This is a genomic window from Microbacterium altimontanum (assembly GCF_058349865.2).
In genome coordinates this window covers 390,495-413,497 of record NZ_JBYRJB020000002.1, presented here as the reverse complement: position 1 = coordinate 413,497, position 23,003 = coordinate 390,495, and the positions used below count along the sequence as shown (strand labels likewise).

Genomic DNA, 23,003 nt, shown 5'->3' with positions numbered 1-23,003 from the left:
CGAGGGGGAGGCCGTATGGGCGGGGTGCGCCTGCAGGATGTCGCCGACGTCGCCGGGGTCTCGATGAAGACCGTGTCGAACGTCGTCCGGGACTATCCGCACGTCTCGGCGAAGACGCGGGAGCGCGTGCAGCGGGCCATCGACGAGCTCGGCTATCGTCCGAACGCCATGGGTCGGCGCCTCGCGACGGGGCGCACGGGTCTGCTCACGCTCGCGTTCGCGAACGTGGCCATCCCGTATTTCGCCGAGCTCGCCCGGGTGGTGTCTCGCGCCGCGCAGGAGATGGGGTACCGCGTCCTCCTCGAGGAGACCGACGCGACGCTCGAGGGGGAGCGTGCGCTGCTCGCCGGGTCGGAGGCGGGCCTCGTCGATGGCGTGATCTTCCAGCCGAGCGTGATGAGCTCGACCGAGATCGCCCGCCACCGGTCCGACCTGCCGCTCGTGCTCCTCGGCGAGACGGCGGCCCCGCTCACGGTGGACCGGGTCATGATCGATAACGTGGCCGCCGCGCGCGAGGTCACGAAGCACCTGATCGACGCGGGTCGGCGCCGGATCGGATTCGTCGGCCACGAGCCGGCGATGTCGGAGACGTCGCGCCAGCGGATCACCGGGTACCAGGAGGCGCTCGAAGAGGCAGGGCTCCCCGTTGAGCCCGGCCTGCTCTTCTCCTCGGCGGAGATCTCGGCGATGGGATCGGTGGCCGCCGTGCGCGCGGCGCTCGACGCGGGCGCCCGGTTCGACGCGCTCGTGTGCCGCGACGACCTCGCCGCGATCGGGGCGCTCCGGGCCCTGCAGGAGCGGGGGATCGCCGTGCCGGGCGATGTCGCCGTCACCGGATGGGACGACATCAGCCTCAGTGCCGTGACGTTTCCGAGCCTCACGACGGTGTCGCCCGACGTCCCGGCGCTCGCCCGCCGCGCGCTGGAGCTGCTCATCGACCGAGTCGGCGGATACGGCGGCGCGGGACGCCACGAGATCGCGCCGCACACGCTCGTCGCCCGGGAGAGCACGCGCTGACCGCATCGGCGTTCGTGGCGGATTGCTGATTTACAGCGCTGGAAGTTTGCGGCATGCTGGAGGGCATGTTGTTGCGTGATGCCTCGTCTTCGTCCCCGGCGAGCCGGCAGGACGGCACCTATCCGCGACCCCAGCTCGTGCGGCCGCACTGGGCCGATCTCGGTGGTGAGTGGGAGTTCGGCTTCGACGACGCCGATGAGGGCGCCGCCGCGCGCTGGTACGACGGGCGCCCGCTCGACGGGACGATCACCGTGCCGTTCCCGCCCGAGTCGGAGATGTCCGGCGTCGGCGACACGACGCATCACCGCGTCGCGTGGTACGCGCGCACGTTCGGGCCGGAGGAGCTGGCGAGGGCCGGGTTCGGGACGGATGCGTCCGCAGGCGCCGCACCGGGCGGCGCCAGCCGCCTCATCCTGCGCTTCGGCGCGGTGGACTATCGGTGCCGAGTGTGGATCGACGGGCAGTTCGTCGGGGCGCACGAGGGCGGGCACACACCGTTCTCGTTCGATGTCACCGACCTCGTGCGCGCCGACGGTTCGCATCGCGTGGTCGTGCGCACCGAGGACGACCCGCTCGACGTGTCGCAGCCGCGCGGCAAGCAGGACTGGGAGGAGAGCCCCCACGTCATCTGGTATCACCGCACGAGCGGGATCTGGCAGCCGGTGTGGCTCGAGGCGCGGGCGGCGCTGGCGGTGGAGGAGGTGCGATGGAGCGCCGATCCACGCGCCGCGCGGGTCACGGCGCGGGTCACGCTGACCGCTCCCGCGCCGGCCGGTACCGCGGCGCGCATCGTGCTGCGGCGCGGTGACGAGACGATCGCGACGGTGGAGACGGCGGTCGCCGGCCGCGACGTCGAGATCGTGCTGCCGGTCGCGGCGCTGCGCAACGGGCAGGCGAGTGAGGCGCTGCTCTGGTCGCCGGAGAACCCCGTGCTCGTCGACGCCACCGTCACGGTCGGTGCCGACGAGGTGCAGTCGTATCTCGGCATCCGTACGACCGAGGTCGACGGCGGGTGGTTCCTGCTGAACGACCGGCCGTACTACGTGCGCTCGGTGCTGAGCCAGGGGTACTGGCAGGCGTCGCACCTCGCAGCGCCGTCACCCGATGCGCTGCGCCGGGAGGTGGAGCTTGCGAAAGAGCTCGGCTTCAACGCGGCGCGCGTCCACCAGAAGTTCGAGGACCCGCGGTTCCTCTACTGGGCGGATCGACTCGGGCTGCTCGTGTGGGGAGAGGCGCCGGCGAGCTTCGCGTTCGACGCCGACGCGGTCGAACGCACGATGAAGGAGTGGCTGGAGATCGTGCGGCGCGACGTCTCGCACCCGTCGATCGTCACGTGGGTTCCGCTCAACGAGAGCTGGGGGGTGCAGCACATCGCACACGACGAGCGGATGCAGCAGTTCGCGCGCTCGATGGTCGCGATCACGAAGGCGCTCGACGCGACCCGCCCGGTGGTCTCGAACGACGGGTGGGAGCAGGTCGACACCGACATCGTGGCGATCCACGACTATGAAGGCGATCCCGAGATCGTACGCGCCCGATACCGCGACCGCGCGGCGGTCGCCGGCATGCTGACCGGGTACGGGCCGGCGGGCCGACGGCTTCTGCTGAGCGACGCGACCGAGGGGGCGCCCGTCATGCTGACGGAGTTCGGCGGCATCTCGTTCGATGTGGATGCCGTCGCCGGCGCGTGGGGATACACCGCCGCGACGTCACCCGAGGACTTCGAGGCGCGACTGGCCGGGCTGGTCCGGGCCGTGCACAGCAGCCCGGCGCTCGCGGGGTTCTGCTACACCCAGCTCACCGACACGCTGCAGGAGACGAACGGGCTGACCGATGCCGACCGGCGCCCGAAGATCCCGGCCGAGCGCATCCGGTCGATCATCGTGGGCGATAGCCGTCGCCCGGCCTGACGCGCGACGCCGGCCCGGAAGATGCGGGGCGGACGCCCGGCGCTCGACCACGAAAGCCCGCATGGCGGACGAGAGTGCGGGTGTTCCCCGCATCGTCGTCCGCCACGTGGACTCTCGCCGGGTTCGGCGGGGCTTCCGCGAGGCCGCAGCGTCAGGCGGCGTCGGAGCTGGGCTCGGCCGACTGCGCCGCCGATGAACGCTGGGCCGTGCGGAACCCCGCTGTGAATCCGCGCTCGTAGGCGTGCTCGGCGGTCCGGCGCGTGTTCTTGCGGTGGCCGTGGTGCCCGTGACCGCGGTCATGGTCGTGCCGGTGGCCGCCGTGGCCGCACTCGGCGCCACGACCGTACGGGCGGAAATCGCCGTGATCATGGCCGCCGTGGTGAGGTTCGCCCTGTGGGTCGACTCCCCGCGTGTGCGGGCCGAAGCCCGCACGAGGCCCGAGACCCGGCTCGCCGTGCATGCGGGAGGGGAACCCGAAGCGCCGCCCGCGCGGGCCGAACGCGTGGTCGAGCCGGTGCGCGTCGGCTCCGCGAACGAAAAGCCCGCCCCGCGGCATCCACTGCTTCTCGTCCCATCCGAGTTCGCGGGCGATCGCCTCGAGGGATGCGGTCGTGGTCGCCCAGTCGTCGGGTGAGACCGCGCCGGCGACTCTGCGGCGGACATCGGCGACGATCTCGCCGAGGCGAATGCGGGCGTCGTGTCCGGCATCGGTGAGCTGCCAGTGGCCGTCGGTCTGAGTGATCCAGCCCCGCTCGGCCAGCGCCCGCAGCCGCTTGCCCCGCTGCAGGAGACGATCGGCGAGCCCCGGCGCATCGACATCGCCCGACAGGACGTTGAGGAGCATCCAGTCGCGGCGTGAGACGCCCTCCGCCTCGAGCGCAGAAGCGAACTCGTGGCTGATCAGGCCGTCGACGATGCGCAGCCAGTAGCCGAGCGGTCGAGGGTCGGCGGGTGCGCCGCCGGTCGAGGAGTGCTGGTCCGACGAGGCGTGCTCGTCCGGAGGAGTGGGTTCGGTGGTGAAGTCATCGTTCGTCATGGGAAGTCCTTTCGTTGCCGCCGTGCGGCGGCGCCTCGCCAGTCGGGCGAGCGCGGTGCAAGTCATTGTCAGCTCACATGGAAATGTAGTGTGACATGCATTGCGAAAGGTTGTCAAGTGGCATGTAAATTGGGACCATGTCCGAGAACGACCCTGCCGAGGCCATCGCCGCAGCGCTCGCGCGACTGCGCGGGCGGCGCGCGCCACGGCCGGGGGAAGCGCACGACGGGGATGCCCGGCGCGACGGCGCGGGGCCAGGATCTGGACCCTTCGCCGGGCGCGGGCACGGCCCTCACGGCCCGCATTGGTCGCACGGCGGACCGCAAGCGATGGGTCACGGTGCCCCTCCGTGGGCGCCCGGCGGCCACGGACGCTTCGCGGGGCTCGCGCGGCTGCGCCTGCTCGAGGCGCTGGCCGCAGCATCCGGCCCCCTCTCCGTGGGAGAGATCGCGGCGGCGATCGGCGTGGATCAGCCGCGCGCGTCGCGCCTCGTGCAGCAGGCGGTGCACATGGGCCTCGTGCGGCGGGAAGCCGACCCGGATGACGCACGACGCACGCGCATCGCGCTGACGGACGAGGGGATGTCGATCCAGCGTCGGGTGCGGGGCGACCGGCGTGAGGCGATCGCGACGGCGCTCGCCGATTTCAGCGACGCGGAGCGGGCCGAGCTCGCGCGACTCCTCACCAAGCTCGCCGACGCCTGGCCCCACTGAGCCGGGATCATCCTGCCGCGGTTCGGTAGGTCGGTTTGCCCGAACGGGGAGAGAACTCGCGGAACCGGGGGACAACTCGGCGAACGGAGGGACAACTCGACGAACGGAGGGGCAACTCGACGAACGGAGGGACAACTCGGCGAACCGAGGGGCAACTCGGCGAACCGAGGGGCAGCTCGCGCGGGAACGCCGCGCGGGAGCCTCGCGCGGAAGCGCCGCGTGCGAGCGCCGCGTGGGACAGTGAGCGCGGGTCAGGCGCGGTCGGCGAGCTGCTCCTGCCGCGACTTCACGGGGAGCAGCAGCAGGAGGCCGACGAGCAGCACCAGCACGATGCCGAGGATGCCCCAGTACTGCACGCCGCCGATCGTGACGAAGATGCCGAACATCATCGGCGCGAGGAAAACCGCTGCTCGGCCGGTCGTGGCATACAGACCGAACACCTCTCCTTCGCGTCCGGCCGGGATGAGCCGCGCGAGGAATGTGCGGGATGCCGACTGCGCCGGTCCGACGAAGAGGCACAGAATGAGGCCGAACGTCCAGAACACCGTCTGTCCGCCGTCGTGGAAGACGAACACGAGTGTGCCGCTGACGACGAGGCCCACCAGCGACGTCACGATCAGCGGCTTGGGCCCGATCCGGTCGTCGAACGCTCCGCAGGCGATCGTCGCGATGCCGGCGACGACGTTCGCCGCGATCGCGAAGATGATGACCTGGCCCTTGCTGAACCCGAACGACCCGGCGGCGAGCACGCCGCCGAACGTGAAGACCCCGGTCAGGCCGTCGCGGAAGATCGCCGAGGCGAGCAGGAAGTACACCGTGTGCCGGCTGTCGCGCCACAGCCGTGCGATGTCGCGGAACAGCAGCCCGTACGAGGCGAAGAGGCCCACCCGCGTGCGGCCGGGCGCGGGCTTGTTCTCCGGAACGGCCATCAGCACCGGGATCGCGAACACCGCGAACCAGACGGCGGCGACGAGCATCGCGATGCGCACGTCCATGCCGTCTTCGCCCGTCACGCCGAACAGGCCCACCTCCGGCTGGATGAAGCCGAAGTACACGATCAGCAGCAGCACGATGCCGCCGAGGTATCCCATCCCCCAGCCGAATCCCGAGACCTTTCCGACGGTCTTAGGCGTCGAGACCTGGGCGAGCATCGCGTTGTAGTTCACCCCGGCGAGCTCGAAGAACACCGTGCCGACGCCCAGCAGAACGAGGCCGAACCACAGGTAGGCGGGATCGGCCCGCACGAACACCATGAGACCGAGCATCACGACGACCACCGCGGTGTTCACCGCGAGCCACAGCTTGCGGTGGGCCGACGCATCCGTGCGCTGGCCGGTGACCGGCGCGATCACGAGCACCACGAGACCGGCGATCGTGAGCGCGAGCGAGAGGGCCTGGCTCGTGGCGGTCTTGTCGCCGAGCGAGCCGCTCGTGAGATACACCGTGAACACGAATGTCGTCGCGACCGCGTTGAACGCCGCCGACCCCCAGTCCCACAGCGCCCACGACAGGATGCGGCGCCTGGGCACGGGTGTCGCGTCGGGACCGACCGCAAGGGCGGCCGTCGAGAAGCGCGGGTCGGGGGCGTCGGTGCCGGTCACGCTCTCACGCTATTGGAGCGATGTGCGCATGTCACGCATGGCACGGCTGCGGCCGGTCGGCGTCGCGGGCGCGCGCGCCGGCCGGCCGCCGTTCGGATTACACGAGCGCCGTGCACTGCCCGACGGCCTTGTGGCCGACGACGTTCACTGCGCCGGGCACGAATCCGCCGGAGACCCCGGGCTTCAGGTCGAAGCAGACGAGGTTGCGCGCGATCTTGTTCTGCACGATGTAGACGCCGGGTGCGCCCGGGTCGGGGTCGTGCAGGGTGATCCCGATCAGCGTCACGTTGCCGCCGACGCGGTTGAACATCACGCCGACCCACTCCGTCGTCTGCCCGGTGACGGTGATGTTGCGGTCGACCACGTTGTTCTTGATCGACCACGGGATCTCGTCGGAGCCGCCGCCGATCGCCGTTACGTTGCCGTGCACCGTGATGCCGTTCAGCAGAACCGCCATGGCGCCGAGCGCGGTGATCTGGCCCTTCACCGTGATGGTGGAGTGTCCGTCGGGATCGGTCGCGCACGGGTGTGCCGAGTTGCCCACCAGGGAGGGCGGCTGGCAGCCCAATCCCAGCATCGAGCCCTTCAGCGCAGTGACGTTGCGTCCGATCGTGATCGTCGCCGGCGCGCTCTGCGCGTCGAGCATCGCACCGCTCTTTACCGTGACGCTGCCGGTCACCGTGATCGTGGCACCGCTCGCGACGCTGCACGGCCCGGCCACCGTGATGCTCGAATACGTGCCAGACGGGATGTCGCCCCCGTTGCACGTGTACGCGCCCCCGCCGGGCGCGGCGAGCGCGGGTGCCGACGAGAGCGCCAGTGCTCCCGCCGTGATGGCGAAGATCGCCAGGATCTTCCCCCGAATGTTCGTCCTCATCAGCCGACCTCTCATTCATGGAGTGCTGGGAGGACTGCGGCCCGACCAGCGTCGGACCGCGTTTCGAACCGCTCAGAGCCGGAGCACCCCCAGCCGTGTGCCCCTGCGCCCGATCCCACTCGGGCGCGTGATGGCTCGGAATATACACCCGGTGCACGCCGGTGGAAAGGGTGAGAGCGGCCGCAGGGTAGCCCAGGGGATGACCAGATGCCAGGCCATCGTCTTCACGACGGGGATGCTGTCGGATGGGGATGCTTCTCGCCGGGCACGGCCAGCCGCTTCTCGCGCCTCTGCGCCAGAGTTGAGGCGCAGCGACTCAACTTTGTTGACGTAAGCGGTGGCTCTGCGTATACTTGAGTCATCACGGCTCAAGATCCCTTCGGGGACAGGGGGCCGCGTACAGACTTCAGAACGACAACCGGGCCGAGGCATCCCGTCTCGACCCCCGGAAAGGAAGAGAACACATGGCACGTGCAGTGGGTATCGACCTCGGTACGACCAACTCGGTCGTGAGCGTCCTCGAGGGCGGCGAGCCGAAGGTCATCGCGAACGCCGAGGGATTCCGCACGACCCCCTCGGTCGTCGCCTTCACGAAGGACGGCGAGGTGCTCGTCGGCGAGACCGCCAAGCGCCAGGCGGTCACGAACGTCGACCGCACCATCACCTCCGTCAAGCGCCACATGGGCACCGACTGGAAGACGCAGGAGATCGACGGCAAGGCGTACACGCCGCAGGAGATCTCGGCGCGTATCCTGCAGAAGCTCAAGCGCGACGCGGAGCAGTACCTCGGCGATGCCGTGACGGACGCCGTCATCACGGTGCCCGCGTACTTCAACGACGCGGAGCGCCAGGCGACCAAGGAGGCCGGCGAGATCGCGGGCCTCAACGTCCTGCGCATCATCAACGAGCCGACGGCCGCGGCGCTCGCCTACGGCCTCGACAAGGGCAAGGAGGACGAGCTCATCCTCGTCTTCGACCTCGGTGGCGGAACGTTCGACGTGTCTCTGCTCGAGGTGGGCAAGGACGAGGACTTCTCCACGATCCAGGTGCGCGCGACCGCCGGTGACAACCGCCTCGGCGGCGACGACTGGGACCAGCGCGTCGTCGAGTGGCTGATCACCCAGTTCAAGAACACCACGGGCGTGGACGTCTCGAACGACAAGATCGCGCTGCAGCGCCTGAAGGAGGCGGCCGAGCAGGCGAAGAAGGAGCTGTCGAGCTCGACCTCGACGAGCATCTCGCTGCCTTACCTCTCCCTCACCGAGCAGGGTCCGGCGAACCTGCAGGAGACGCTGAGCCGCGCCAAGTTCGAGGACCTCACGAAGGACCTCCTCGACCGCACGAAGAAGCCGTTCGACGATGTCATCCGCGAGGCCGGCATCAAGGTGAGCGACATCGACCACGTCGTGCTCGTGGGTGGCTCGACCCGCATGCCCGCCGTGAGCGAGCTCGTCAAGCGCGAGACCGGCAAGGAGCCGAACAAGGGCGTCAACCCGGATGAGGTCGTCGCCGTGGGCGCCGCCCTGCAGGCCGGCGTCCTGAAGGGCGAGCGCAAGGACGTTCTGCTGATCGACGTCACCCCCCTGAGCCTCGGCATCGAGACCAAGGGCGGCATCATGACGAAGCTCATCGAGCGCAACACCGCCATCCCGACCAAGCGCAGCGAGACCTTCACGACCGCCGACGACAACCAGCCGTCGGTCGCGATCCAGGTGTTCCAGGGCGAGCGCGAGTTCACCCGTGACAACAAGCCGCTGGGCACGTTCGAGCTGACCGGCATCGCGCCGGCTCCGCGCGGGATCCCGCAGGTGGAGGTCACCTTCGACATCGACGCGAACGGCATCGTGCACGTCTCGGCGAAGGACAAGGGCACCGGCAAGGAGCAGTCGATGACCATCACCGGTGGCTCGTCGCTGCCCAAGGAGGACATCGACCGCATGGTGCGCGAGGCCGAGGAGCACGCCGCCGAGGACAAGAAGCGCCGCGAGTCGGCCGAGGTCCGCAACCAGGCCGAGACCCTCTCGTACTCGATCGAGAAGCTCATCAAGGACAACGAGGACAAGCTGCCCTCCGATGTCAAGGACAGCGTTCAGGCCGACGTCGACGCGCTGAAGACGGCGCTGGCCGGCGAGGACGACGACGCGGTGAAGAGCGCCTACGAGAAGCTCAGCCAGTCGCAGCAGAAGCTCGGCGAGGCGATCTACCAGTCGGCGCAGGCCGAGGGCGGACAGGGCGACCCCAACGTGGCCGACCCGGGCAACGGCTCGGTGCCGAACCCCGAGGAGGACGTCGTGGACGCCGAGGTCGTCGACGAAGAGGATGAGGCGAAGTAAGACATGACCGGCAAGGACTTCGAAGACGACGAGGTCCGTCCGGGTGGCGAGGGGTCGGAGGCGCACGCCTCCGGCCCCGACGCGCAGGACGGGACGGATGACATGCAGAACCCTACGGGTGCCGAGAGCGCCGAGGGTGGGGACCAGGAGCCCTTCGACGCGGGTGCGTCAGGCGGTGCTCAGGACGAGCCCTTCGACGGTGCTCAGGACGAGCTCACGGTGGACGACATCCTGGGCGCCGCGCAGAACCCCGATGCCGCCGCGGAAGACGCGAAGCTCGCCGATCTGGAGTCGACGCTGCTGAACGACCTCAAGCGGCTGCAGGCGGAGTACGCCAACTACCGCCGGCGCACCGAGGAGCAGCGGCAGACCGAGATCGACCGTGCGAAGGGCGAGGCGGCCAAGGGCCTGCTCCCCGTGCTCGACGACCTCGACCGCGCGCAGAAGCACGGCGACCTCGAGCCAGGCAGCGGATTCGCGGCGGTCGCGGAGAAGATCCGCGGCGTCGTCGAGCGGCTCGGCGTGACCGCCTACGGCGCGGCCGGTGAGGCGTTCGATCCGCAGCAGCACGAGGCGATCTTCCAGCAGCCGACGCCCGGCGTGACCGAGGCCACGATCCTCGAGGTCGTGGAGACGGGCTACCGTCTGGGCGATGTCGAGCTGCGCCCGGCCAAGGTCGTCGTGGCCGTTCCGGTCGACTGAGCCAGAGGAGCATCCATCCATGGCGAGTCAGGACTGGTTCGACAAGGACTTCTACAAGACCCTCGGGGTGTCGAAGGACGTCAGCGAGGCCGACCTGAAGAAGACCTATCGCAAGCTCGCGCGCAAGTATCATCCCGACTCCAATCCGGGCGACAGCGCGGCCGAGGCGAAGTTCAAGGAGATCAGCGAGGCGTACTCGGTGCTCTCCGACAAGGAGCAGCGTGCCGAGTACGACCAGCTTCGGGCCATGGGGTCAGGAGCGCGCTTCACGGCCGGCGGCCAGGGGTCGGGCGGCTTCGAGGACGTGTTCAGCATGTTCGGCCAGGGCGGCCGCCCCGGCGGTGCGCGCTACCAGCAGAACGCGAACTTCGAGGACATCTTCTCGATGTTCGGCCAGCAGGGCGGCACGTTCGGCTCCGGCGGGTTCGGGGAGCCGACCGGCGGGTTCCGCGGCTACGGCGGGCCGCAGCGGGGCGCCGACGTGACGGCGCGCACGACGCTCGACTTCGCGACCGCGGTGCGCGGCGAGACGATCACGCTCGCGGGGGAGGACGGCAAGCCCTTCAAGGTGAAGATCCCGGCAGGGGTCGCGGATGGGCAGAAGATCCGTCTGCGCGGCCGCGGGCGCCCGTCGCCGGATGGCGGCGAGAACGGCGACATCGTCGTGACGGTGACCGTGCGCCCGCATCCGGTGTTCACCCGTGACGGGCTGAACCTGCGCGTCGTCGTGCCCGTGACCTTCACCGAGGCGACGCTGGGTGCGACCATCGAGGTGCCGACGCTGGGCGGCGATCCGGTGCGGCTGAGGGTCGCACCCGGGACTCCTTCGGGACGTGTGCTCCGCGTGAAGGGCCGAGGCGTGGAGAGCAAGAAGGGCACCGGCGATCTGCTGGCCGAGGTGCAGGTCGCGGTGCCGGCGCACCTCGACGACCAGGCGCGGGAGGCGCTCGAGCACTTCGCGTCGCTCGAGCCGAAGGAGAACCCGCGCGCCGAGCTGATGGCGAAGGCTCGGGCCTGACATGTCCGCCGGGACCGCTCACCTGTCGCAAATCGACCTTCGCTGCGGTGAGGAAGGTCGATTTGCGACGGGCGAGCGGGCCCTCTGGACGAGAAGGGGGTGACGGATGATGAATGAGCAGCAGCGGCCGCTGGACGAGGACGCCCCGATCTTCGCGATCGCGGCGGCGTCGGAGCTGGCCGGCATGCATCCCCAGACCCTGCGTCAGTACGACCGGCTGGGGCTCGTCGTTCCCGCGCGCACGCAGGGCGGGTCGCGGCGCTACTCCGTGCGCCACGTGCATCAGCTACGCGAGGTGGCACGGATGTCGGCCGACGGGATGAGTCTGCCGGCGATCGCGCGCATCCTCGAGCTCGAGGACAACGTCCGTGAACTGCACAACCGGGTGCGTGACCTGGAGGAGCGCGTGCGGCTCGAGATGGCGAACCGCCCGGGTGCCCGGGTGTTCGCCGCGGGCGCGACCGGGTCGGTCGTCACATTGCGGCACGGGCGTCGCGTGCGCCGATCCACCGACATCGTGCTCTACCGCCCGCACGTCCGCGACGACGAGGAGCAATGAGCGGGTACGAGCCGTTCACCTATCAGGTGACGAAGGCCGGTGACGTGCTCATCGATCGCGGCGGCCGCACCGTCACGACCGTGCGCGGTGCGGCGGCCGCGCGCCTCTCTGCGCGTCTGGGCCGCGGCGACGCAGCCGACCAGGCCCTCCTGCAGCGCGCCACGGGCAATTATCGCCGCGGCAACGAGCGGTGACCGCGGGCGTCTGCGTGGGGGCCTCGGCATGCGGAGCGCGCTGAAATCGATTTCCCTGCCGGCATCGAACGGCCACGGCGACTCAGGGGCGTGAAGCGCCGCCAGAGGTGGTCCTGCCTGGGGCTGCATCCCGTCCCACAGCCCTTCCATGTCACAGTCGGGTCTCGTCCCGTTGCGGATGAAATCGATTTCGTTTACGCTGGCCTCCGACGAGATCAAGGGTGATCCGCTGCGCCGCCAGGGGCAGCCCGAGACATCCTGCTCGGCGCTCACTCCGGTCAGTGACCGGCCACAGCAACGGCTCGCGGACGAGTCGTGTTCCTGAGGAGGACGAATGCACAAGAGTAAGGGCAGGCTGATCGCGGCTGGCGCCGCGCTGGTCGTGGCAGGCATGGCACTCTCCGCGTGCTCGGGCGGCGGGACGGGCGGACCGGATGCCAACGGCGTCACGACCATCACGTTCTGGCACCGCACGTTCACTCCGCCGGAGAACGCCTGGTACAAGGACATCGTCAAGAAGTTCAACGCATCGCAGGACAAGATCAAGGTCGTCGACACCGAGGTGCCCGCCGACGCCTGGGACCAGAAGATGAAGGCCGCGCAGGCCGCCGGCAAGGCGCCTGACATCTACACCCACTCGGGGCCGATCCAGGACGCGGTCAACGCCGGCCAGCTGTACGACCTCGGCAAGGTCGTCGATCAGAAGGCGCTCGACGAGATCATGCCGTTCGCGCAGTCGGTGTCCAAGCTGAACGGCAAGTTCTACGCCTACCCGCTGCTGATGGAAGCTCAGACCGTCCTCTTCTGGAACAAGGACATGCTGACCGCGGCCGGCGTGGACGCCACGAAGGCGCCCGCCACGTGGGACGACCTGATGGCTGCGTGCGCGAAGATCAAGCCGACGCTGAAGTCCGGTCAGTACTGCATCTCTCCCGCGGCCGACGCAGTCACGTTCGCCTGGTCGACGGTCGGCCAGCAGTACAACTTCGCGGGCCACACGGCGCTCACCGCCGACTGGACCAAGCCCGACATCGACAACCAGGGCTATCGCGATCTGATGAACGAGTACAAGCAGCTCTGGGACAACGGGTACATGCCCAAGCAGGCGCTGGCCGCCTACGTCGAGGGCAAGGACTTCGGCCAGCAGAAGGTGGCGTTCAAGGTCTCGGGCTCGTGGATGATGTCCGAGATCGGCTCGGACTACAAGGACCTGCTGACCAAGACGGGCGTGGGGGCCTTCCCCAACGCTCCGCAGGCCGACGGCCGCACCGCCACGACCCTCGGCAACTTCAAGTGGGTCATCGACGCGCGGTCGAAGAACGCGAAGGCGGCCGGTCAGTTCCTGCAGTGGTCGATCGCGGGTGACCCGGCGAACGTCGTGCCGTTCTTCGTGAACACGCAGTTCACCAAGGTCCCGGTGCGGCAGTCCGTGCAGGATGCCGTCGCGAAGGATGAGCACGCCGCCGACGCCCCGTGGTCGGACATCGTCGTCAACGACATCGCCCCTACGGCGATTCCCGAGCCGACGTATCCCTGGGACGTGTCGCTGGCCGTGGGCACCGCCATGGAGTCCGTCATGAAGGGCGCGGCGTCGCCCGACGCCGCGATCAAGACCGCGAACGCCGCGATCGCGAAGGTCATCCAGCAGAACGATCTGCCCAGCAAGGCGCCCAAGAACTGAGCGCCCACAGCTTCGGGGGCCGGACCCGACCGGCCCCCGAAAGCGTGTGTCGAAAGGTGAGAGCATGACCGTGATGCACCCGACGATGACCGAGACCGAGGTGGTGACGGTGCCCGACGCCCGGGATGCGCGTCGGCGGCATCGCCGCTATCTGTACCGGGACGGCAGGATCGCCTACTGGCTGGTGCTGCCGGCCCTGGTGCTGCTGGGGATCTTCGTGATCTGGCCCGCGATCTACGCGGCGTTCCTGTCCTTCCAGGACTGGAGCTTCTACAAGGACCCCGAGTTCGTCGGATGGCGCAACTACACGAACGTCCTCACCGACCCCCTCTTCTGGGCGGCCATCGGACGCGGCTTCGTGTTCGTCGCGATGACAGTGCCGGCCATGCTGCTACTGGCGTTCGGCTTCTCGAGCCTCGTCGTGGCGGTGTCGCGCCGGTTCGCGAGCGTCCTGAAGGTATCGATCTACCTCCCGACGATCATCTCGACCGTGATCACCTCGATCATCTTCGTCGTCATCTACGACTACTCCGGAGGTCTGCTCAACGCGTTCCTCGGGCTCTTCGGCATCGACCCCATCGCGTGGCTCGGCGACCCGAAGTGGGCGCTGCTGGCGATCGCCATCCCCGCCGTCTGGCTCGGGATGGGCCTCACGTCGCTGATCATGGTGGCCGCCATGATCGACATCCCCACCGAGTACTACGAGGCCGCCGCGATGGAGGGCGCGAACTGGTGGCAGAAGACGTTCTTCATCACGATCCCGCAGATGAAGAACATCATCCTCTACCTGCTTGTCACGGGGTTCGTCGCCGCCATCCAGCAGCTGGACCTGCCGCTGGTCATGACCCAGGGCGGACCGCTCGACTCGACCACGCTGCCGAACCTCTTCATCTTCAACCACTTCACCAACGACGTGAACGTGGGGTACTCGATCGCTGCCGCGCTCCTGCTGTTCGTCGTGCTCGGCACGGTATCGGCCCTGATCTTCCGATTCGTCAACTCCGAGAGGCTGGTGGACTGACATGGCAGTCGTCGCACAGGAGATCGCGCCCGTTCGCCGGCGCCCGCAGCGGACCACGGCATGGTGGCTCTACACGACCGGCAAGGCGATCATCGGAGCGGTGTTCGTCCTCGCCGCGCTCTTTCCGCTGCTGTGGCTGGTCATCGCCGGCTTCAAGTCGAAGACCGAGGTGATCTCGACGCCCTTCCAGTTCTTCCCTGAGGTGTGGAAGTGGCAGAACTACGTCCAGATCCTCGGCGACCCGACGTTCCTCCTCACGATGGGGTGGACGTTCCTCGGAGCAGTACTTTTCACGCTGCTCGCGCTCACCGTCAACTCGCTCGCGGCCTACGCGTTCGCGCGCCTCGACTTCCGGTTCAAGCGCACGCTGTGGACCATCGTCATCACGACGATGTTCATCCCGGGCATGACGATCCTCCTCACGAGCTTCATCGTCGTGACGGATCTGGGCATGCTCGACAGTCTGGCCGTCCTGGTCATCCCGGGGGCCGCCACCGCCGCGATGATCTTCTTCATCCGGCAGTTCTACCTCAGCATCCCGTCCAGCCTGGAAGAAGCGGCGATGCTCGACGGCTGCGGTCGTCTGCGCATCTTCTTCTTCCTGTTCCTGCCGCTGTCCAAGCCGCCGTTCGTGGTCATGGGCATCACCGCGTTCCTCGCGTACTGGAACTCCTACGTCTGGCCCATCCTCACGATCACGAGCCCCGAGAGGTTCGTCGTGCAGCAGTACCTCGCGACGTTCCGCACCGGACGCGGCAGTTCCGAGCTCGGTCTGCTCATGGCAGGGTCGGTCCTCGCTGCAGCGCCGGTGATCATCCTGTTCCTTATCTTCCAGCGCCAGATCATCGGCAACATCAAGATGGCCGGGCTCAAGTAGCACCGGTGCACTACTGCCAGTCCTGCGACGACCCGCACCTCATGGTGCCGGACGCGGGCGGTGCCCGGTGCCCGGTCTGTGGGGGGTTCGACCCGGTGGCGCGCCGGATGCCGCTCTTCATCGTGACCGGGGCATCGGGAGCCGGCAAGAGCACGCTGTTTCCTCTGCTGCTCGAGAGACTGAGCAGTCGCTGCATCGTGTTCGACGTCGACTGGCTCATCGACCCGATGAAAAGTGCAGGGCGCAGCGAAGACGTCGAGTGGGAAGCGTTCCGTGACGCCTGGCTGACTGTCGCGCACGGCGTTGCGCAGAACGGGATGCCGACGGTGCTGCTGTCTCCGTTTCATCCGGGGCAGCTCGACGAGTTGCCGGGGCGAGCGTGGGTGGGCGACATTCACTTCCTCACCCTCGACTGCTCCGACCGCGAGCGAGAGCGCAGGATCCGTGCGCGACCGTCATGGCGGGCGCGTGACATCGAGCAGCAGAACGAGTTCGGCCGCTGGCTGCGTGATCACGTATCGCCTGTCGTCGACACGGAGGAGCTCAGCCCGCAGGCGACGGCAGACGCCGTGACACAGTGGATCGCGAAGTCGCTCGGCCGCTGACGGGCCGGATGTCGAAGCTCAGCGGACGCCGCGAGCAGCGAGCGCGTCGCCGAGGTCGTCGGCGTGCTTGAGCGCCATGACGAGATACGGCACCGCGAACGTGCGGATTGCGGGACGCGCACCGCGCGCGCGCTGAGCCTCCCTGACGTCGTGCGCGATCCGCGCGAGGTTCGGGATGGTGCCCACCGTGACGGTGAGCATCAACGCGACGCGCTGGGGATCCACGCGTGCGAGTGCGAGGGGTGCCAGCGCGCGCTCCAGAGTGTCGAGCAGCGCCGAGACCGGAGTCGTGAGGGCGATGAGCGCGGCGAGCAGCACCGCCGCCGACACGCGCACGGTGTTCATCGCGGCGGGGAGCGGTCCGAGGAAGACGAGCTGCCCGACGGCCATGAGCGCCACGACCCAGCGAAGCGCCCACGCCTGGCGGATCAGTGCGCGCGGTCCCGATGCGCCGAGGCCCGCGAGATACGCCCCGACGCACGTCGCGGCTGCCGCTGCGGCAGCCCAGATCGTCGTCGGCAGGATGGACACGGCCAGCACCGATGCGATGAGCAGCACGAGCTTCGGCCCGGCCGGCATCCGATACAGCGGGCCGCTTCCCGGCCGGTACAGCGTCAGCACGCGAGGACCTCTTCGTATGCCGCGACGACGGCACCCGCCTCTCCGATCGCGCGCACTCCGCCGCGATCGAACAGCACGGCCGCTTCGCACCGCCGAGCCAGCGCGAGATCGTGGGTGACCAAGAGCAGACGATGACCCGCATCGGCGAACAGATGGTCGGCGATTCGGCGGGCGTTCCGGGCATCGAGGTACGCTGTCGGCTCGTCGGCGACGACGAGCTCGGGCTCGCGCACGAACGCGCCGGCCAGGGCGAGCAGCTGCTTCTGGCCGCCTGACAGGTCGTGGGAGGGGTGGTCGGCGAGCGGAGTGAGACCGAAGCGGTCGAGGGATGTCGCGACCCGCGTCGCTTCTGGCGACGGATCGCCCGTCGCCCGGTCTCGCGTCGGGAGGCGGCTGTCGGTCGTGTCCGAGCGGCGCATGTCTCCGCTGCGATCACGCATCGGTCGGCGCCCACGCCGGGGACGAAGGGAGAAGGCGACGTCTTCTGCGACCGTCGGCATGACGATCTGCGCATCGGGATTGCTGAAGACCACCGCGACACGGCGGCGCAGTTCGGCGACGTCACGCCGCGGGTCCAGCCCCAACACGTGCACGACACCCGATGCTGCGGGCACGAGCCCGGCGATCAGTCGCGCGAACGTCGACTTGCCGGAGCCGTTCTCGCCGATGACGGCGATCGTGCGCGCATCGACGTCGAGAGAGACGTCGTGGAGCGCCTCGGCATCGCCGAGACGCACCGACACGTGCTCGAGTCGGATCATCCGCGCGCGACCAGCGGGGTCGGGGTGAAGGTCCGGCCGAACGCCCGCGGATACGCACGCACGAGCGTCATCGTCACCGCGGTGGCGATCAGCGCCTTGATGATGTCCCCCGGGAGGAAGACGAGACTCGTGAGCGCCGTCTCCGGCAGCGGCATCCGGGTCACCAGCGCTTGGATCGGGATGCCGCAGGCATACATCACGCCGATGCCGCCGACGGCGATGCCGAGGGCCGTGCGCCAGAGCACGGGCCGTCGACCGCCCGCGTGCACGATCAGGCCGATGACGAGTGCGCCGAGGACGAAGCCCAGGAGGTAACCGGCCGAGGGGCCGACGAAGACGCCGATTCCGCCGCGCCCGCCCGACAGCAGCGGCAGGCCGACGGCGACGAGAGCCAGGAGCACCGTCATCGACAGCGCGCCGAGCCACGGGCCGAGAATCGCTCCCGCCAGCATGACGCCGAGTGTCTGTGCCGTGATCGGCACGGCGCCGAAGACAGTGAACCCGCCGGGTAGCCCGAGTACCGCGACGAGGGCGGCGAAGACCGCGATGCGGGCGACATCAGTGGCTGCGAGGCGGCGGCCGGTCGCCGGCGCTGTCAGATCGGTCATTGTCATCCTCTACCTGAACATCGTTCACCTGAACGGTGTTCACTATAGTGAGGGGATGAGCTCGAGCGAAACCGCGCGGCGCCACAGCCGTGACGACGTAGCGCGGACGGCGCTGCGGCTGCTCGACGACGTCGGCCTCCCCGATCTCACGATGCGCCGCCTCGCCGCGGCGCTCGATGTGCAGCCGAGCGCGCTCTACCACCACTTCCCCAACAAGCAGACGATGCTCGCCGAGCTCGCCGACCGCATCGTCACCGCACGGCCGGCCGCTGCGGCATCGGGCGACTGGCCCGACGACGTGTACGCCGCCGCCGGTGCTCTGCGCGACGATCTGCTCGCCTACCGCGATGGCGCGGAAGTGGTCGCGAGCACGCTGAGCATGGGACTGGGGGCGGATGCCGCTGGCCGGCGCCTCGCCGACGCCATCGCGGGCGGCGGCTTCGACGAGTCGACTGTCGCACGTGCTTCGACGGCCCTCCTGCACTTCGTGCTCGGGCACACCTCTCACGAGCAGCAACGACTGCAGTTCGACAGTCTGGGCGTCGTGGTCGACGGCCCGGCGGCGACGGATGCGTCGGCCGAGGCGTTCGCCTTCGGCGTCGAGCTGCTGATCGACGGGCTGCGCACGCGGGTTGCCGCGGCATCCCTCGACCCCTGAGCGGAGGGGAATCCGCCGAGAGAAGGGGAATCTCGGCCCTATTGCCCTTCTCTCGACCGAATCCCCTCCTCTCGGGAAGGAGCCTCGGCCCGCTCAAGCGCCGGCTCAGCGCCGCCTCATCGCCGGATGACGGCGACGTCGTCGAGCTGCAGCCAGATGTCGCCGCTGTTCGTCCACACCCCGGCGTACACCTGCACGGCGCTGTTCGCCCCGCTGTCGAAGTCGACGGTGAACCTGGTCCATGGGCCGACCGAGACGAAGTGCGCCTCCGAGATCACCGTCCCGGCGGTCGTGCGGGCGCCGAAGTAGCCGTTGTCGCTGTTCACCGAGGTGCGGATGAACCCGGTCAGGCGGTACTTCGTGCCGGGCTGCACCGCCACGTCCTGCCAGATGTTGCGCCAGCCGCTGTTGTACCGCACGAAGGCGTTGTGGTCGCCGGTGAACGCGCTCGCCGGCGCGGTGTCGATGCCGCAGTTGTCGGAGCATCCCCACGTGCCACCGGTGCCGTCGCCCATCGGAGCTCCGCGTTCGAAGCTCGCGTTCGCCACGAGGTTGGGGTTGACGATCTTCCCCTGCCGGTCGATCTGCATCCGCATCAGGTACGTGTTGTAGGGGCTCCACTGCGACATCGTGAAGTAGATCACTCCATCGCAGTTCCAGGGGTGGAAGAACCCGCCGTACAGCCCGGGATAGTCCGCAGCGCTCGCCACGGTCTGCGGCTGCGACCACGGCCCTTCGGGCTTCGTCGCCGTGCGCAGCATGATGTCGGGCCCGGTGAGCGTCATGAGGAGGTACCGCTTGCTGTAGCTGTCGTACTGCACCGACATCTCGCTCACCGGCGCCTCCACGACGGCAACAGCGGATGCCTCGTCCTTCGCCCAGCGCTTGCCGTCCCAATACCGGTAGGCGCCCTTGTCGAGCAGCTTGTGCGCGGGAACCCGGGCGACGTGCGCCGCGCCGTTGCGCCCGTTGGGAGTGCCGTACACGTACACGAAGCCGCCGTGCCGCACGTACGCCTGCATCTGGAACGGGTCGTCGCCGGCAGCGTTGTTCAGCCACTTCGTCGACGACACCGTCCAGTTCTCGCCGTCGTCGTCGGAGTAGGCGATGCCGGCGTAGTTCGTGTCCCACTCGCCCGGATCGCCCCAGTGCCTGACCGACATGAAGCCCAGGTACTGGCGCTTGCCCACCGAGATCGCCGCCGTCGGAATCGTCGTCATCTCGTCGCCGTCGACCTTCTTCGACGGGATGAGCTGCTTCGCGATGCCCTGCGGCGACTGCGGCGAGCTCTCGAACAGCATGCCGTCGGACAGATCGCGGTCGCTCGAGCGAGCCAGCACATTGCTGCGCCAGTTGCCGTTCGGTCCGGATCCGCCGCCCGGGCCCGTCCACGCGTTGCCGAAGGTGTCGCCGAACGCGGCGAGCACGCGGCCCTGCCCGTCGTCCCACAGGATGCCGAGGTCGGTGGCCTTGATGTCCCATCGGCCCCACGTGTTGTTCGGGGCATCGGGACCGGTGAGCTTCTCCACGACGGTGACCGGCGTGGCTGCGCCGACGGCCCCGACGGCGCGGGGCGACGCATCCGTCACCGCCGATCCTGTCGCAAGCGCCGTCGACGGATGCGCACCGGCCGGTCGCGCCCCGGCATCGGCCGGCAGGGCCGTCACCGTGCACAGCGCGACGAGTGTCGCCCCGGCCGCCAGGGCGGCAAGAGCCCTTCTGTGAAACGCCATCGTCTCTCTCCTTCTGTCGTACCCGCCCTCGTGGCGGGAGCGTCGTGCGTCAGGAGATGTTCGGGTCCATCCGGTGACAGGCTTCGGCGACGGATGCGCCTGTGCGCGTCAGTCTCGCGGCTCCCGCGGGGGAGTCGCGCCGATGTCGGGAACCGGTGCGGTTCCTAGGTGCACCTCCAGATCGTCGGCCGTCGGCGTCTTCGGGCGCCGGGCCGTGGGACGGTCGAGGTAGAACAGGGCCGTCGATGCGATGTCGTCACGCAACGGCAGGTAGCGCCATCCGCTGCGCCAGCCGAGCGCCTGGATGTCGACCTTGGGAAGCCCGGTCGCGAAGTGGATCGGGTCGGCGACGTGCCACCGGTACATTCCGAACCGCTGCTGCGACACGTACAGCCCGTCGGGGCGGATGACCTGCGGCATGCCGAGGTACGGCGTCGAGAACGCCGTGTACCCCTGACCGGGGATGTCGAAGTTCCACGCTCCGCCGAAGTAGTCCTCGGTGCCGGTGCCGCAGATCGTCGGGTACTCGGTGTCGTCGTCGAGGTAGAACTTTATCTCGCCCTCACCCCACCAGCCGTTGGAGTTCACGCCCCACGCGATGTACGTGCCGACGTACTGTCCCTGGCCTTCGACGCCCTCGACGATCGTGTGCGGGACGAGCTCGTCGAGCGGGTTCGACCGGCGCCACTGGGCGTGGAAGTAGCCTTCGCCCGTGTAGTCGCCGCCCGTCTCGTACGTCACCTGGTAGTACACCCGCACGTCGACGACCGAGGTGTTCTCGATCGTCAGGCGCGCCCCGTCTCGGAACGGCATGGGCCAATACGAGTTGAAGCCGCCGTGGGGATTCGCGGCGATCATCTGCGAGTTCACCTGAGCGAACACTCCCCATCCGTTGCAGAAGAAGTCGCCGTACGGCACTTCGACCGCCGGTTCGTCGGCGCCGTCCCAGTACGCGCGCAGGAGCAGGGTGCGCCAGTTGTCGGTGTGAGTGGTGATCCAGATGTGCGTGATCTTCCCGGCGCCCTCGACGTTCGCGAGCTCGAATGTCTCTCCGGCCTTGATGTCGACACTCGGCGAGATCTTCCAGCCCGGGCCGAGGTCGCGGGCGCAGGACGCACCGGTCCCTTCCGTCGCCCTCCCGCCACCTCCGACGGAGCCATCGAAGTTCTCGGGCGAGATCGAGCGGGTCTGCACTGTGCGCAGGGTGCTGATGGTCATGGCGGGGGCGCTTCCTCGTCGCTTCGTCGTGGCTCTCGTTCGGCGCCGGCGCGGTGTGCGGGCTGTGCCGCATCGCTCGCTCTCGGCGTACGGCGAGGGCCGTCTCCGTGGCCGATTCCGACCGATGGTCTGGAATCGATTTCATCACTGTATTCTTGACGCACGTGCGGTGTCAACGCGCGTCGGTGCACGCGCTGTCCGCGTCGGCGCCGCCATACCAGGGGCGGGGGACATGGCCACGATCTACGAGGTGGCGAAGCTCGCCGGCGTCTCGCCGGCGACGGTCTCGCGCGTGTTCAACGGGATGGGCGTCTCGGACGCCCGGGCGAGCGCCGTGCGCGACGCCGCTCGGCAGCTGAAGTTCAGTCCGAACCGCACCGCGCGATCGTTGCGCCGGCAGGAGTCAGAGGTCATCGCCCTCGTTCTCCCGGACATCGAGAATCCGTACTTCACCGAACTCGCCCGCGGAGTCGAGGACGTCGCGCAGAGGGCCGGATACTCGGTCGTGATGTGCAACACCGACGCGCAGATCGAGAAGGAGGCGCGGTACCTGCAGATCGCCATGTCGGAGCACATGGCGGGTGTGATCGTGGCCGCAGCCTCCGACGAGACCGATCTCGGCGACATCCTCGCCGCCGGGCGCCCCGTCGTAGCGGTCGATCGGGGCACGGGCTACGACATCGACGGCGTGGTGATGGCCAACCGGCGGGCCGGACAGGCAGCCACCGAGAACCTCGTACACGCCGGGTACCGCCGTATCGCCTGCATCACCGGGCCCGAGCACGTCGAGACCGCGTCGGAGCGGGCCGAAGGCTGGCGGGCGGTGATGAGCCGCGAGCTGCCCGACGTCGACCTCGACGGGCTGCTCTGCTACTCGACCTTCCGGGTGGATGGCGGGCGCGAGGTCATGTCGGAACTGCTCGCGCTGCCCGAGCCGCCCGATGCCGTGGTCGCGGGCAACAATCTGCTGGGTGTCGGCGCGATCCAGGTGCTGACCGAGCGCGACCTCACGCCGCCGAAGGTCGGCGTGGCCGTGATCGGATCGCTGCCGTTCACGACGCTGTCGCCGAGCGTCGTCACGATCGTGCGGCTCCCCGCGCGGCACATGGGCGTGACGGCGGCGAAGATGCTGCTGGAGCGGATCGGCGGCGACGACCAGCCGGCCCGGACCGTCGTGCTGCGCAACGAGCTGCAGCCTGCCACCGTCACCCGCTGACCGCGGTCCTCCCCGCCTGCGCCCCGCTGCGGCGGATTGTGTAT

22 protein-coding genes are annotated in these 23,003 nt (G+C 69.0%); 14 read left to right on the top strand and 8 right to left on the bottom strand.

Features of this window, described 5'->3' with window-relative positions; translation table 11 throughout:
• Positions 1–15: 15 nt before the first annotated feature.
• Both AC3RX1_RS04165 and AC3RX1_RS04160 read left to right on the top strand, forming a co-directional pair.
• Positions 16–1,017: a LacI family DNA-binding transcriptional regulator gene (locus AC3RX1_RS04165; protein ID WP_491499985.1), complete on the top strand. Its 1,002-nt coding sequence runs from the start codon at positions 16–18 to the stop codon at positions 1,015–1,017.
• 53 nt (positions 1,018–1,070) lie between these two features.
• Positions 1,071–2,927 (top strand): glycoside hydrolase family 2 protein, encoded by a 1,857-nt coding sequence (locus AC3RX1_RS04160; RefSeq protein WP_491499984.1) that lies wholly within the window; start codon positions 1,071–1,073, stop codon positions 2,925–2,927.
• A 151-nt stretch (positions 2,928–3,078) separates the two neighbouring features.
• On the opposite strand, the gene AC3RX1_RS04155 is transcribed toward AC3RX1_RS04160, so the two are convergent.
• The gene (locus tag AC3RX1_RS04155) at positions 3,079–3,963 is read right to left on the bottom strand and encodes a MarR family winged helix-turn-helix transcriptional regulator (RefSeq protein WP_491499983.1); all 885 of its coding nucleotides are present in this window, start codon (positions 3,961–3,963) and stop codon (positions 3,079–3,081) included.
• Positions 3,964–4,100: 137 nt separating this feature from the next.
• Between AC3RX1_RS04155 and AC3RX1_RS04150 the strand changes: the two genes are divergently transcribed.
• The gene (locus AC3RX1_RS04150; RefSeq protein WP_491499982.1) at positions 4,101–4,676 is read left to right on the top strand and encodes a MarR family winged helix-turn-helix transcriptional regulator; all 576 of its coding nucleotides are present in this window, start codon (positions 4,101–4,103) and stop codon (positions 4,674–4,676) included.
• Between the two features lie 251 nt (positions 4,677–4,927).
• Here the strand turns inward: AC3RX1_RS04150 and AC3RX1_RS04145 are convergent, their stop codons facing one another.
• Both AC3RX1_RS04145 and AC3RX1_RS04140 read right to left on the bottom strand, forming a co-directional pair.
• Positions 4,928–6,277 carry an MFS transporter gene (locus tag AC3RX1_RS04145; RefSeq protein WP_491499981.1) on the bottom strand — a complete coding sequence of 450 codons (1,350 nt, stop codon included), beginning with the start codon at positions 6,275–6,277 and terminating at the stop codon, positions 4,928–4,930.
• A gap of 97 nt (positions 6,278–6,374) precedes the next feature.
• Positions 6,375–7,154: a hypothetical protein gene (locus AC3RX1_RS04140; protein ID WP_491499980.1), complete on the bottom strand. Its 780-nt coding sequence runs from the start codon at positions 7,152–7,154 to the stop codon at positions 6,375–6,377.
• Between the two features lie 464 nt (positions 7,155–7,618).
• Between AC3RX1_RS04140 and dnaK the strand changes: the two genes are divergently transcribed.
• The 9 genes from dnaK (at position 7,619) to AC3RX1_RS04095 (ending at position 16,144) form a co-directional block, all read left to right on the top strand.
• The gene (dnaK, locus tag AC3RX1_RS04135; RefSeq protein WP_491499979.1) at positions 7,619–9,487 is read left to right on the top strand and encodes a molecular chaperone DnaK; all 1,869 of its coding nucleotides are present in this window, start codon (positions 7,619–7,621) and stop codon (positions 9,485–9,487) included.
• A 3-nt stretch (positions 9,488–9,490) separates the two neighbouring features.
• The gene (locus AC3RX1_RS04130) at positions 9,491–10,189 is read left to right on the top strand and encodes a nucleotide exchange factor GrpE (protein WP_491499978.1); all 699 of its coding nucleotides are present in this window, start codon (positions 9,491–9,493) and stop codon (positions 10,187–10,189) included.
• A gap of 19 nt (positions 10,190–10,208) precedes the next feature.
• A complete protein-coding gene (locus tag AC3RX1_RS04125; RefSeq protein WP_491499977.1) occupies positions 10,209–11,207 on the top strand; it encodes a DnaJ C-terminal domain-containing protein in 999 nt (332 codons plus the stop codon).
• A 106-nt stretch (positions 11,208–11,313) separates the two neighbouring features.
• A complete protein-coding gene (locus AC3RX1_RS04120; protein ID WP_491499976.1) occupies positions 11,314–11,766 on the top strand; it encodes a heat shock protein transcriptional repressor HspR in 453 nt (150 codons plus the stop codon).
• A complete protein-coding gene (locus AC3RX1_RS04115; RefSeq protein ID WP_491499975.1) occupies positions 11,763–11,960 on the top strand; it encodes a hypothetical protein in 198 nt (65 codons plus the stop codon). Before AC3RX1_RS04120 ends, AC3RX1_RS04115 begins: the two co-directional genes overlap by 4 nt.
• 334 nt (positions 11,961–12,294) lie before the next feature.
• Complete coding sequence (locus AC3RX1_RS04110; protein ID WP_491499974.1) at positions 12,295–13,641, top strand: ABC transporter substrate-binding protein; 1,347 nt, start codon at positions 12,295–12,297, stop codon at positions 13,639–13,641.
• A 64-nt stretch (positions 13,642–13,705) separates the two neighbouring features.
• Positions 13,706–14,662 (top strand): carbohydrate ABC transporter permease, encoded by a 957-nt coding sequence (locus AC3RX1_RS04105; protein WP_491499973.1) that lies wholly within the window; start codon positions 13,706–13,708, stop codon positions 14,660–14,662.
• A 1-nt stretch (position 14,663) separates the two neighbouring features.
• Positions 14,664–15,539, top strand: coding sequence for a carbohydrate ABC transporter permease (locus AC3RX1_RS04100; protein ID WP_491499972.1), 876 nt, complete (start codon positions 14,664–14,666; stop codon positions 15,537–15,539).
• A gap of 107 nt (positions 15,540–15,646) precedes the next feature.
• A complete protein-coding gene (locus AC3RX1_RS04095) occupies positions 15,647–16,144 on the top strand; it encodes a DEAD/DEAH box helicase family protein (RefSeq protein ID WP_491499971.1) in 498 nt (165 codons plus the stop codon).
• An 18-nt stretch (positions 16,145–16,162) separates the two neighbouring features.
• On the opposite strand, the gene AC3RX1_RS04090 is transcribed toward AC3RX1_RS04095, so the two are convergent.
• The 3 genes from AC3RX1_RS04090 to AC3RX1_RS04080 are packed head-to-tail and all read right to left on the bottom strand — an operon-like array spanning position 16,163 to position 18,140.
• Positions 16,163–16,765: an energy-coupling factor transporter transmembrane component T family protein gene (locus AC3RX1_RS04090; RefSeq protein ID WP_491499970.1), complete on the bottom strand. Its 603-nt coding sequence runs from the start codon at positions 16,763–16,765 to the stop codon at positions 16,163–16,165.
• Positions 16,759–17,526, bottom strand: a complete 768-nt coding sequence (locus AC3RX1_RS04085; protein ID WP_491499969.1) for an energy-coupling factor ABC transporter ATP-binding protein — start codon at positions 17,524–17,526, stop codon at positions 16,759–16,761. Before AC3RX1_RS04085 ends, AC3RX1_RS04090 begins: the two co-directional genes overlap by 7 nt.
• Complete coding sequence (locus AC3RX1_RS04080) at positions 17,523–18,140, bottom strand: biotin transporter BioY (protein WP_491499968.1); 618 nt, start codon at positions 18,138–18,140, stop codon at positions 17,523–17,525. The genes AC3RX1_RS04085 and AC3RX1_RS04080 overlap by 4 nt, the downstream gene beginning before the upstream one ends.
• Positions 18,141–18,189: 49 nt before the next feature.
• Between AC3RX1_RS04080 and AC3RX1_RS04075 the strand changes: the two genes are divergently transcribed.
• Complete coding sequence (locus AC3RX1_RS04075; RefSeq protein WP_491499967.1) at positions 18,190–18,792, top strand: TetR/AcrR family transcriptional regulator C-terminal domain-containing protein; 603 nt, start codon at positions 18,190–18,192, stop codon at positions 18,790–18,792.
• Between the two features lie 116 nt (positions 18,793–18,908).
• Here AC3RX1_RS04075 and AC3RX1_RS04070 read toward each other — a convergent pair whose 3' ends face one another.
• On the bottom strand, positions 18,909–20,525 hold the full coding sequence (locus AC3RX1_RS04070; protein ID WP_491499966.1) for a glycoside hydrolase family 183 protein: 1,617 nt from the start codon (positions 20,523–20,525) through the stop codon (positions 18,909–18,911).
• A 108-nt stretch (positions 20,526–20,633) separates the two neighbouring features.
• Positions 20,634–21,743: a glycoside hydrolase family 172 protein gene (locus AC3RX1_RS04065; RefSeq protein WP_491499965.1), complete on the bottom strand. Its 1,110-nt coding sequence runs from the start codon at positions 21,741–21,743 to the stop codon at positions 20,634–20,636.
• Positions 21,744–21,975: 232 nt separating this feature from the next.
• Here AC3RX1_RS04065 and AC3RX1_RS04060 point away from each other — a divergent pair, with 232 nt between their 5' ends.
• Positions 21,976–22,959 carry a LacI family DNA-binding transcriptional regulator gene (locus AC3RX1_RS04060; RefSeq protein ID WP_491499964.1) on the top strand — a complete coding sequence of 328 codons (984 nt, stop codon included), beginning with the start codon at positions 21,976–21,978 and terminating at the stop codon, positions 22,957–22,959.
• The last annotated feature ends 44 nt before the right edge of the window (positions 22,960–23,003 follow it).

Bases quoted from the DNA above. Each gene is read 5' to 3' on its own strand.
- AC3RX1_RS04150 (WP_491499982.1), top strand. From the start codon at position 4,101: ATGTCCGAGAACGACCCTGCCGAGGCCATCGCCGCAGCGCTCGCGCGA.
- AC3RX1_RS04075 (WP_491499967.1), top strand. From the start codon at position 18,190: ATGAGCTCGAGCGAAACCGCGCGGCGCCACAGCCGTGACGACGTAGCG.
- AC3RX1_RS04125 (WP_491499977.1), top strand. From the start codon at position 10,209: ATGGCGAGTCAGGACTGGTTCGACAAGGACTTCTACAAGACCCTCGGG.
- AC3RX1_RS04100 (WP_491499972.1), top strand. From the start codon at position 14,664: ATGGCAGTCGTCGCACAGGAGATCGCGCCCGTTCGCCGGCGCCCGCAG.
- dnaK (WP_491499979.1), top strand. From the start codon at position 7,619: ATGGCACGTGCAGTGGGTATCGACCTCGGTACGACCAACTCGGTCGTG.
- AC3RX1_RS04085 (WP_491499969.1), bottom strand. From the start codon at position 17,526: ATGATCCGACTCGAGCACGTGTCGGTGCGTCTCGGCGATGCCGAGGCG.
- AC3RX1_RS04165 (WP_491499985.1), top strand. From the start codon at position 16: ATGGGCGGGGTGCGCCTGCAGGATGTCGCCGACGTCGCCGGGGTCTCG.
- AC3RX1_RS04065 (WP_491499965.1), bottom strand. From the start codon at position 21,743: ATGACCATCAGCACCCTGCGCACAGTGCAGACCCGCTCGATCTCGCCC.
- AC3RX1_RS04095 (WP_491499971.1), top strand. From the start codon at position 15,647: ATGCCGCTCTTCATCGTGACCGGGGCATCGGGAGCCGGCAAGAGCACG.
- AC3RX1_RS04120 (WP_491499976.1), top strand. From the start codon at position 11,314: ATGATGAATGAGCAGCAGCGGCCGCTGGACGAGGACGCCCCGATCTTC.
- AC3RX1_RS04160 (WP_491499984.1), top strand. From the start codon at position 1,071: ATGCTGGAGGGCATGTTGTTGCGTGATGCCTCGTCTTCGTCCCCGGCG.
- AC3RX1_RS04115 (WP_491499975.1), top strand. From the start codon at position 11,763: ATGAGCGGGTACGAGCCGTTCACCTATCAGGTGACGAAGGCCGGTGAC.
- AC3RX1_RS04155 (WP_491499983.1), bottom strand. From the start codon at position 3,963: ATGACGAACGATGACTTCACCACCGAACCCACTCCTCCGGACGAGCAC.
- AC3RX1_RS04105 (WP_491499973.1), top strand. From the start codon at position 13,706: ATGACCGTGATGCACCCGACGATGACCGAGACCGAGGTGGTGACGGTG.
- AC3RX1_RS04060 (WP_491499964.1), top strand. From the start codon at position 21,976: ATGGCCACGATCTACGAGGTGGCGAAGCTCGCCGGCGTCTCGCCGGCG.
- AC3RX1_RS04140 (WP_491499980.1), bottom strand. From the start codon at position 7,154: ATGAGGACGAACATTCGGGGGAAGATCCTGGCGATCTTCGCCATCACG.
- AC3RX1_RS04110 (WP_491499974.1), top strand. From the start codon at position 12,295: ATGCACAAGAGTAAGGGCAGGCTGATCGCGGCTGGCGCCGCGCTGGTC.
- AC3RX1_RS04080 (WP_491499968.1), bottom strand. From the start codon at position 18,140: ATGACAATGACCGATCTGACAGCGCCGGCGACCGGCCGCCGCCTCGCA.
- AC3RX1_RS04070 (WP_491499966.1), bottom strand. From the start codon at position 20,525: ATGGCGTTTCACAGAAGGGCTCTTGCCGCCCTGGCGGCCGGGGCGACA.
- AC3RX1_RS04130 (WP_491499978.1), top strand. From the start codon at position 9,491: ATGACCGGCAAGGACTTCGAAGACGACGAGGTCCGTCCGGGTGGCGAG.